This window comes from Allofournierella sp., assembly GCF_048388525.1.
In the GTDB taxonomy this organism is placed as follows: domain Bacteria; phylum Bacillota; class Clostridia; order Oscillospirales; family Ruminococcaceae; genus BQOK01.
On the sequence record NZ_DBGCTQ010000009.1, the window covers coordinates 1 to 7,391 of the forward strand.

The window sequence follows — 7,391 nt, forward strand, 5'->3', positions numbered from 1 at the left end:
CCACTATTTCAATTTCTGCCGTCCCATTCGTAAGCTTAATGGTAAACCGCCAGTCCTATTTAGAACAGGACTGGCGGCGTAATCGGGGTTTTCTGTCTACTATCTATTGACTATTTCACAAAAACGCGCCGGGCTTTTGATATACGCGGTTTATTTGTAGAGAAGGGGGAAGGCCCTGCGGTCGGCCCGGCGCAGAAGGGCGTAGCCCGCGGCCACGGCGGCGGCCACCGCCACCACCAGCGCCCAGACCAGCGGCGGGGACGCGCGGTCGGCCAGCAGCCCCACCACCTTGAGCGCCAGCCCCTGGCACAGCATGCCGCCCACCAGGGTGATGGAGGTGAGCCTGCCCCGGTGGGAGGCGGGGATGCGCCGGGTGAGATAGGGCTGGCGGCCCAGGGTAATAAAAATTTCGCCAAGAGTGAACACCACCATGGCGGCAAAATACAGCGGGATGAAGCCCTGCACAAAGATATAAAAGGCAAACCCCAGCGCGATGAGCGCTTCGCCCGCGAGAAGCTTGGAGGTGTCGCACAGGCGGCAAAAGCGGGCGGTGAGCAAGGGGGTGCACAGGATCACCACCGTGGCGTTCACGCTGGTGAGCATGCCGAACCACACCGCGCCCTGCTGGCCGTAAAGCTGTTCCATGTTGAGGGGCAGCAAAAAGTTGAACTGGCTGTACACCGCCTCGCCCACGGCGCTGCAGAGCAAAAACAGCCAGAGCACCTTGCTGCGGCGCAGCACCTGCCAGGTGCTGCCCTGTTGGCCGGCCTCGTAGCGGCTCACGGGAGAAGCATCCTGCGTGGGGCGGGTATTGCGGATGAAAAAGAAAATGAGCACGGTGGAGCTGAAGGTGGAAACCGCGTTGATGAGAAACGCCAGGTTCAGGTGCTGGGCGAAGAGCAGCCCGCCAAGGGTGGGGGCCAGCACCAGCCCCAGGTTTGCGCCCAGGTAATTCAGGCTGTAGGCGCGCTCGCGGTCGGCGCTGCTGCTCATATCGGCCACCAGGGCGTCGTAGCTGGGCCACTCCATCTGGGCAAAGATGCCCGCCACGAAAAACAGCGCCACGAACAGGGGCGAGATGGGCAGCATGGAGCACGCGAGATAACAGCCTACGGTGACCAGATCGCACACGATGATGATACTGCGCTTGGAAAAGCGGTCGGCGAGCTTGCCGCCGATCATGGTGCAGGGCAGCTGCAGCACCCCCAGCAGCAGAAGAAGATTTGCACTGTCGGAGGCGGAGAGGCCCATCTTGCTTTTTAAAATGAGGGTGAGCATGGGCCAGATGAGCGCGCCCATGTTGGTGACCACCCGGCCAAAAAAGATGATGTACATTTCCCGGCGCAGCCCCGCATACTGGCCAAAGAGCTTTTTCAAAAACGATCCCTCCCTCAGGATGCTGGGGATTGTTGCTGCTTTGCAATAAAAAGTGCCCGGGACCCGCAGGGGCCCGGGCGCTTGGGTGTGAAAAAGGTGAGCGTTACTCCAGATCGCTGAAGATCTGGCTGGCGCTCTCGTCGCTGTGGGTGGAAATACGGCCGTTCAGGCAGGCGCCCTGCTGGATGGCAAGACCGCCGACCTCGAGATCGCCCAGCAGATAAGCGGAACTGCGCACATCGGCCTGGCCGCGCACGGTCACGTCGCCCTTGATCTTGCCGCCGAGGATGAGGTTTTCGCTTTCCACATCGCCCACGATCATGCTGCCCTCGTCCATGGTCATAAAGCCACTGCACACGGTGTTGCCCCGGATGCGGGCGCCGCACAGCTCCACCTGCGCCGCCACCACATTGCCGAAAATATAGCCCCGCACGGTGAGCTTGCCGTCGCACTTTATGTTGCCTTTGATGGAGCCGGAAAAGAGCATATCGTGCCCGCAGCTGAGGGAGCCGTCGATGGTGACGTCCTCGTTGATGATGGTGGGCGCGACCTGGCTTACGGCAACGGGCACACCGGTATCCATATCACGGGCTTCCACCTGGGGGATGGGGTCCGGATCGGGTTGGGGCGCGGCCTGAGGGGCGCCTTGCGGGGCGGTTTGTTCCTCCCCGATGGGCTGGTTGCCCATCAGTTCATTCAGGGCGCTCATAAACGGGCTTTTCTTTTCCATGTGGGAACACTCCTTGTTCTTTGGCGTTTTAGCTGGTCATTTATATGAAAAAATGATAGGGGATACGGAGGGATCGAGCGGGGCGAAGGTGTAGCCCAGTTCCAGCAGCTGGGGGATCAGCCGGTCCACCGCTTTCACGCTGGTCTCGCGCAGGGAGGTGTCGTGCAGCAGAACGATGGAGTAACGGTGACGCGGAACCGCCGTGACCACCGCATTTGCAATGTCCGCCACGCTTTTGTTCTGGGGAGTGGCGTCCTGCGCGGAAACGTTCCAATCGAAATAAGCGTAACCGCGGCGCAGCATTTCGGAGATAAGCTCCTGGTAAATATCGCGGTTGTAGCCGTTCACGCTGCCGCCGGGAAACCGCAGGATGGAAGGAGCCTGGCCGGTAACCTCCAGAATGCGGGCGCGCAGCAGGTCAAAGTCCTGCAGGCAAGCATCCACCGAGGCGTAGATATTGTTGTATTTGTGGGAGTTGCTGTGTATGCCCACCGTGTGGCCGCGGGCCGCGATCTCGCGCAGGATATCCTCGCGGCCGGGAATCTGGCTGCCCACCACAAAAAAAGTGGCCTTTACGTTATATTTATCCAAAACGTCGAGCAGGGCCAGCGTGTTGCCGGACGGGCCGTCGTCGAAGGTGAGATAGACCGTTTTGTCGGCGGGGGAAACGCTTTTGGCGGGCTCCACCGAGAGTTCGGGGTAGAGCTGCTGGTATTCCAGCGCCTCGGGCGGGGCGGATTCCGGCGTGCTTTGAGTGGCCGCCAGAAGCTGATCTTCCAGCTGCCGCCGCTGCTCGGCGGCCTGCTGAAGCTGCCCGGCCTGAGACTCCACTTGATCCGCATAGGCCGCGTTCTGGCGCCGCAGCCCGAAGCACTCGACACCCAGGCACACCGAGACTGTGAGAAGAAGCGGGGGAAGAACAAGCAGCGCGATGATGATCCGGCGCTTTGCACGCCGCACTTTTTGGGCGAATTGTAGGTTTTCCTGTTCCAAAAATACACCTGCCGAAAGCGGGCGCCGCAAGGCGAACATCCGCAAGAAAGTTAATAATTATCATCATTATAATACAATACTATTATAATTGCGAGGGCTTTTTGCTAAAAAAGCAAAGAATATCCGGAAAAACATGCGCTTTGGGAGGAGGTAAAATGAGGAACGGGCGAAAAAATGCGGTTACAGGGGCAAAGCTTCCTTTGTGTGCAAGGAGGGAAGGAGGTGCAGAAGAAGATGGACGGCGAGGCGGACTTGTTGTTTGGCGCCGTTAAAAAAGAAAACCGCACTGTGGCCAGACGGCTGCACAGTGCGGTTTTTGCTGGAGCGGGTTACGAGACTCGAACTCGCTACCTTCTGCTTGGGAAGCAGACGCTCTACCGGGTGAGCTAAACCCGCAAATCATTGCTTAATTATTATACTAGCCCGGATTTGAAATGTCAATCGGTTTTTCAGCAGTGTTTTTTGCGGATTTTTTGTGCGGGGCTGCCGTTTGCAAGGGCCGGGGGTGCCCGGACACTTGATTTTTGAAAAAAAGCAACGCATAATGGAGAAAAACGGGGTTGAAACACGAAAACCGGAAGGGGGCGCGCTGTGAAGGGGAACACACCGGCAAAAATATTTATTGTGCTGGCCTGCGCGCTGGGGGCCTTTTGGGCGGCGCTGGCGGGCGCGGTACCCGCCGCCCCGGCCCAAAGCGGGCCGGCCGCCCCGCCCCGTGCCACGCCGCAGGCGGCCGAGCATTCCCCTTCGCCCCGGCCCACCGCCAGCCCGCAGCCCCATGTGACCCTGGCGTTTACCGGGGATGTGAACTTTGCCGATGACTGGTACAACATGCAGCATTACGCCGGCACACAGGGTGTGGAGGACTGTTTTGGCCCCTCGTTGCTGGAGCGCATGCGCGGCGCCGACCTGCTGCTGTGCAACAACGAGTTCGCATTTTCGCTGCAGGGGGAGCCCATGCCGGGAAAGGCCTTTACCTTTCGGGCCGACCCGGCCAACGCCGCGATCTGGCAGGCGCTGGGGGCCGACCTGGTGAGCCTTGCCAACAACCACTGCTTTGACTACGGCGAGGAGGCATTTTTGGACACGCTGGACACCCTGTCGGGCGCGGGGATCCCCTATGTGGGAGCGGGGCGGGACCTGGAGGAGGCCATGCGGGCGCAATATTTTGGCGTGGACGGCCTGACCATTGGCTACATCGCCTGCACCCGGGCTGAAAAATACATTCTGACCCCGGCGGCGGAACAGGCGAGACCCGGCGTGCTGCGCTGCTACGAGCCGGAAAAGGCACTGGAAGCGATCCGCACGGCGCGCCAAAACTGTGATTATTTGGTGGTGTATGTGCACTGGGGCACCGAGCGGAGCACGGTGCTGGAAACCGCTCAGACCGAGCTGGCGGATCTGTTCCAGCAGGCGGGGGCGGACCTGATCGTGGGGGCGCACCCGCATGTGCTGCAGGGGGCTGGCTGGCGCGGGCAGACCCCGGTGCTTTACAGCCTGGGGAACTTCTGGTTCAACATGGAAACGCTGGACACCGCCCTGCTGGAGGTGACCCTGACCGGGCCGGGGGCGGAAAATGCGCAGGTGCGCCTTGTGCCCTGTGTGCAGACCGGCGGCCGCACCAGCCTGGTGGAGGATGAGGCCGAGCGGCGGCGCATTTTGGAGGAGCTGAACGCGGTGTGCGAGAGCGGCTGGTTTGATGAGGAGGGCGTATTGCACAAACCGGAGGCATGAAAACTGTAAAAAAGCGCCCGGCGGGCCTTTCGGCAGCCGGGTGCTTGTGTTATAATACAACTATATTGTTAAATTACAGGGAGGTTTATTATGATCTCTTGTTCGAGCACGGGTATGTATTATGCCAGGGGGCAATGGGTGCCCGCCGATGAAAGCGCCCCGGCTGCGCTGGCGGCGCTGGGGTTTTTGGCGCCGGAGATTGAGGCGGCCCGCACCGGCACCATTGCGTGGAACATTTTGCAGGCCCACAACACCAGCGGCGACCCCGAGGCGCTGAAGCTTAAATTCGACGCCATGGCAAGCCACGACATCACCTTTGTGGGCATTGTGCAGACGGCCCGTGCCTCGGGCCTGACCCGCTTCCCCATGCCCTATGTGCTGACCAACTGCCACAACTCTTTGTGCGCGGTGGGCGGTACCATCAACGAGGACGACCACCTGTTCGGCCTGTCGGCCGCCAAAAAATACGGCGGCATTTATGTGCCGCCCCATCTGGCGGTGATCCACCAGTACATGCGGGAGATGCAGGCCGGCTGCGGCAAAATGATCCTGGGCAGCGACAGCCACACCCGCTACGGCGCTTTGGGCACCATGGCCATCGGCGAGGGCGGCGGCGAGCTGGCAAAGCAGCTGCTGGGCCGAACCTACGACGTGGCCCGGCCCGGCGTGGTGGCGGTGCACCTGACCGGGGCGCCCGCGCCCGGCGTGGGCCCGCAGGACGTGGCGCTGGCCATCATAGGCGCGGTGTTCAAAAACGGCTATGTGAAAAACAAGGTGATGGAGTTCGTGGGCCCGGGTGTGGCAAACCTGCCGCTGGAATACCGCAGCGGCGTGGATGTGATGACCACCGAGACCACCTGCCTGTCGAGCATTTGGGTGACCGACGGAGAAACGGAAAAATACCTGGCGGCCCACGGGCGCGCGGGCGACTACAAGCCCCTGGCCCCGGCGCCCCTTGCCTATTACGACGGCCTGGTGGAGGTGGAGCTTGGGGCGGTAAAGCCCATGATCGCCCTGCCCATGCACCCCTCCAACGTGTATACCATTGAAGAGCTGAACGCAAACCTCGCCGACATCCTGCACAAGACCGAGGAGGACTGCGCGGCCCTGATGGGCGGCAAGGTACGGCTGGACCTTGTGAGCAAGATCGAAAACGGCAGGCTGCGGGTGGACCAGGGCGTGATTGCGGGCTGCGCGGGCGGCACGTATTCCAACATCTGCGAGGCGGCCCAGATCCTGGCGGGGCACGGCGGCGGCAACGGGGAATACGCCCTGAGTGTGTATCCCTCGAGCCAGCCCACCATGATGGCCCTGATGAAAAACGGCGCGCTGACCGGCCTGATGGCGGGCGGCGCCACGGTGCGCACGGCGTTCTGCGGGCCCTGCTTCGGTGCGGGGGACGTGCCGGCGAACGGCGCGCTGTCGATCCGGCATACGACCCGCAACTTCCCCAGCCGGGAGGGCTCGAAGCCCGGCAGCGGGCAGATCGCAGGGGTGGCACTGATGGACGCGCGCTCGATTGCGGCCACCACCCTGCACGGCGGCATTCTGACCCCGGCCACCGAGGTGGACTATGAGCCGCATATCCCCGCGTATGAGTTTGATGATTCCAGCTATAAAAGCCGGGTGTACAACGGCTACGGCAAGGGCGATTACGACGCGCTTCTGCGCCTGGGGCCCAACATCAAAAGCTGGCCCGACATTCAGCCGCTGCCCGAAAACCTGCTGCTGAGGGTGACCAGCTTCATTACCGACCCGGTGACCACCACCGACGAGCTGATCCCCAGCGGCGAGACCAGCTCGTACCGGTCGAACCCCTTGGGGCTCGCGGAATTTACCCTTTCCCGCAAGGACCCGGAGTACGTGGGCCGGGCCAAGGCAGTGCAGGCCGAGGAGGCCGCCCGGGCCCAGGGAAAAACGGACGCCGAACTGCTGGCGCTGCTGCGGGCCGTGCCCGGCTGCGAAGCGCTGGAATGGGCACAGGTGGGCATTGCCTCGACCATTTACGCGGTCAAGCCCGGCGACGGATCGGCCCGCGAACAGGCGGCCAGCTGCCAGCGGGTGCTGGGTGCCGGGGCGAACATTGCGGTGGAATACGCCACCAAGCGCTACCGCTCGAACCTGATCAACTGGGGCATGCTGCCCTTCCAACTGGCGGGGCCCACGCCTTTTGAGCTGGGGGACGCCGTTCTGGTGCCGGGCATCCGCGCCAGGCTGGAGCAAAACCAGCTGAGCGACATTCCCGCCTGGGTGCTGGGAAAGGGCGGGCCCCGGCCCTTTACCCTGACGATAGCGCCGCTGACCGCAGACGAGCGGCAGATCCTGCTGGACGGCTGCCTGATCAACTATTACAAGCGCGGCTGAACCACCGCGCCCCGGGAGCCCGGCCGCTTTTGGCCGGGCTCCCGGGGCGCAACAGCCGGCGCGGGCAAAAAACAGAAACGAAAGCGAGGCACCCTGCCTATGACCGGCGACCTGCACACACACAGCACATTTTCAGACGGCTCACTGAAAGCCGATATTCTGCCCTGCCTGGCGGCGCGGGCGGGGCTGACAC

General features: G+C 62.2%; 5 protein-coding genes and 1 tRNA gene. 2 read left to right on the forward strand and 4 right to left on the reverse strand.

What is annotated here, in order from left to right:
- Positions 1 to 150: 150 nt before the first annotated feature.
- The 4 genes from ACMLHZ_RS01115 to ACMLHZ_RS01130 all read right to left on the reverse strand — a co-directional run bounded on the left by ACMLHZ_RS01115 (position 151) and on the right by ACMLHZ_RS01130 (position 3,496).
- A complete protein-coding gene (locus ACMLHZ_RS01115) occupies positions 151 to 1,377 on the reverse strand; it encodes an MFS transporter (RefSeq protein ID WP_418665975.1) in 1,227 nt (408 codons plus the stop codon).
- A 103-nt stretch (positions 1,378 to 1,480) separates the two neighbouring features.
- The gene (locus tag ACMLHZ_RS01120) at positions 1,481 to 2,107 is read right to left on the reverse strand and encodes a bactofilin family protein (protein ID WP_418665976.1); all 627 of its coding nucleotides are present in this window, start codon (positions 2,105 to 2,107) and stop codon (positions 1,481 to 1,483) included.
- A gap of 36 nt (positions 2,108 to 2,143) precedes the next feature.
- Positions 2,144 to 3,100 carry a polysaccharide deacetylase family protein gene (locus tag ACMLHZ_RS01125; RefSeq protein WP_418665977.1) on the reverse strand — a complete coding sequence of 319 codons (957 nt, stop codon included), beginning with the start codon at positions 3,098 to 3,100 and terminating at the stop codon, positions 2,144 to 2,146.
- Positions 3,101 to 3,420: 320 nt separating this feature from the next.
- Positions 3,421 to 3,496, reverse strand: a tRNA-Gly gene (locus ACMLHZ_RS01130).
- A gap of 195 nt (positions 3,497 to 3,691) precedes the next feature.
- On the opposite strand from ACMLHZ_RS01130, the gene ACMLHZ_RS01135 reads away from it, so the two are divergent.
- Together ACMLHZ_RS01135 and ACMLHZ_RS01140 are read left to right on the forward strand one after the other, a co-directional pair.
- Positions 3,692 to 4,834 (forward strand): CapA family protein, encoded by a 1,143-nt coding sequence (locus ACMLHZ_RS01135; protein WP_418665978.1) that lies wholly within the window; start codon positions 3,692 to 3,694, stop codon positions 4,832 to 4,834.
- A 90-nt stretch (positions 4,835 to 4,924) separates the two neighbouring features.
- Entirely contained in the window at positions 4,925 to 7,198 is a 2,274-nt protein-coding gene (locus tag ACMLHZ_RS01140) for a hydratase (RefSeq protein WP_418665979.1), read from the forward strand.
- The last annotated feature ends 193 nt before the right edge of the window (positions 7,199 to 7,391 follow it).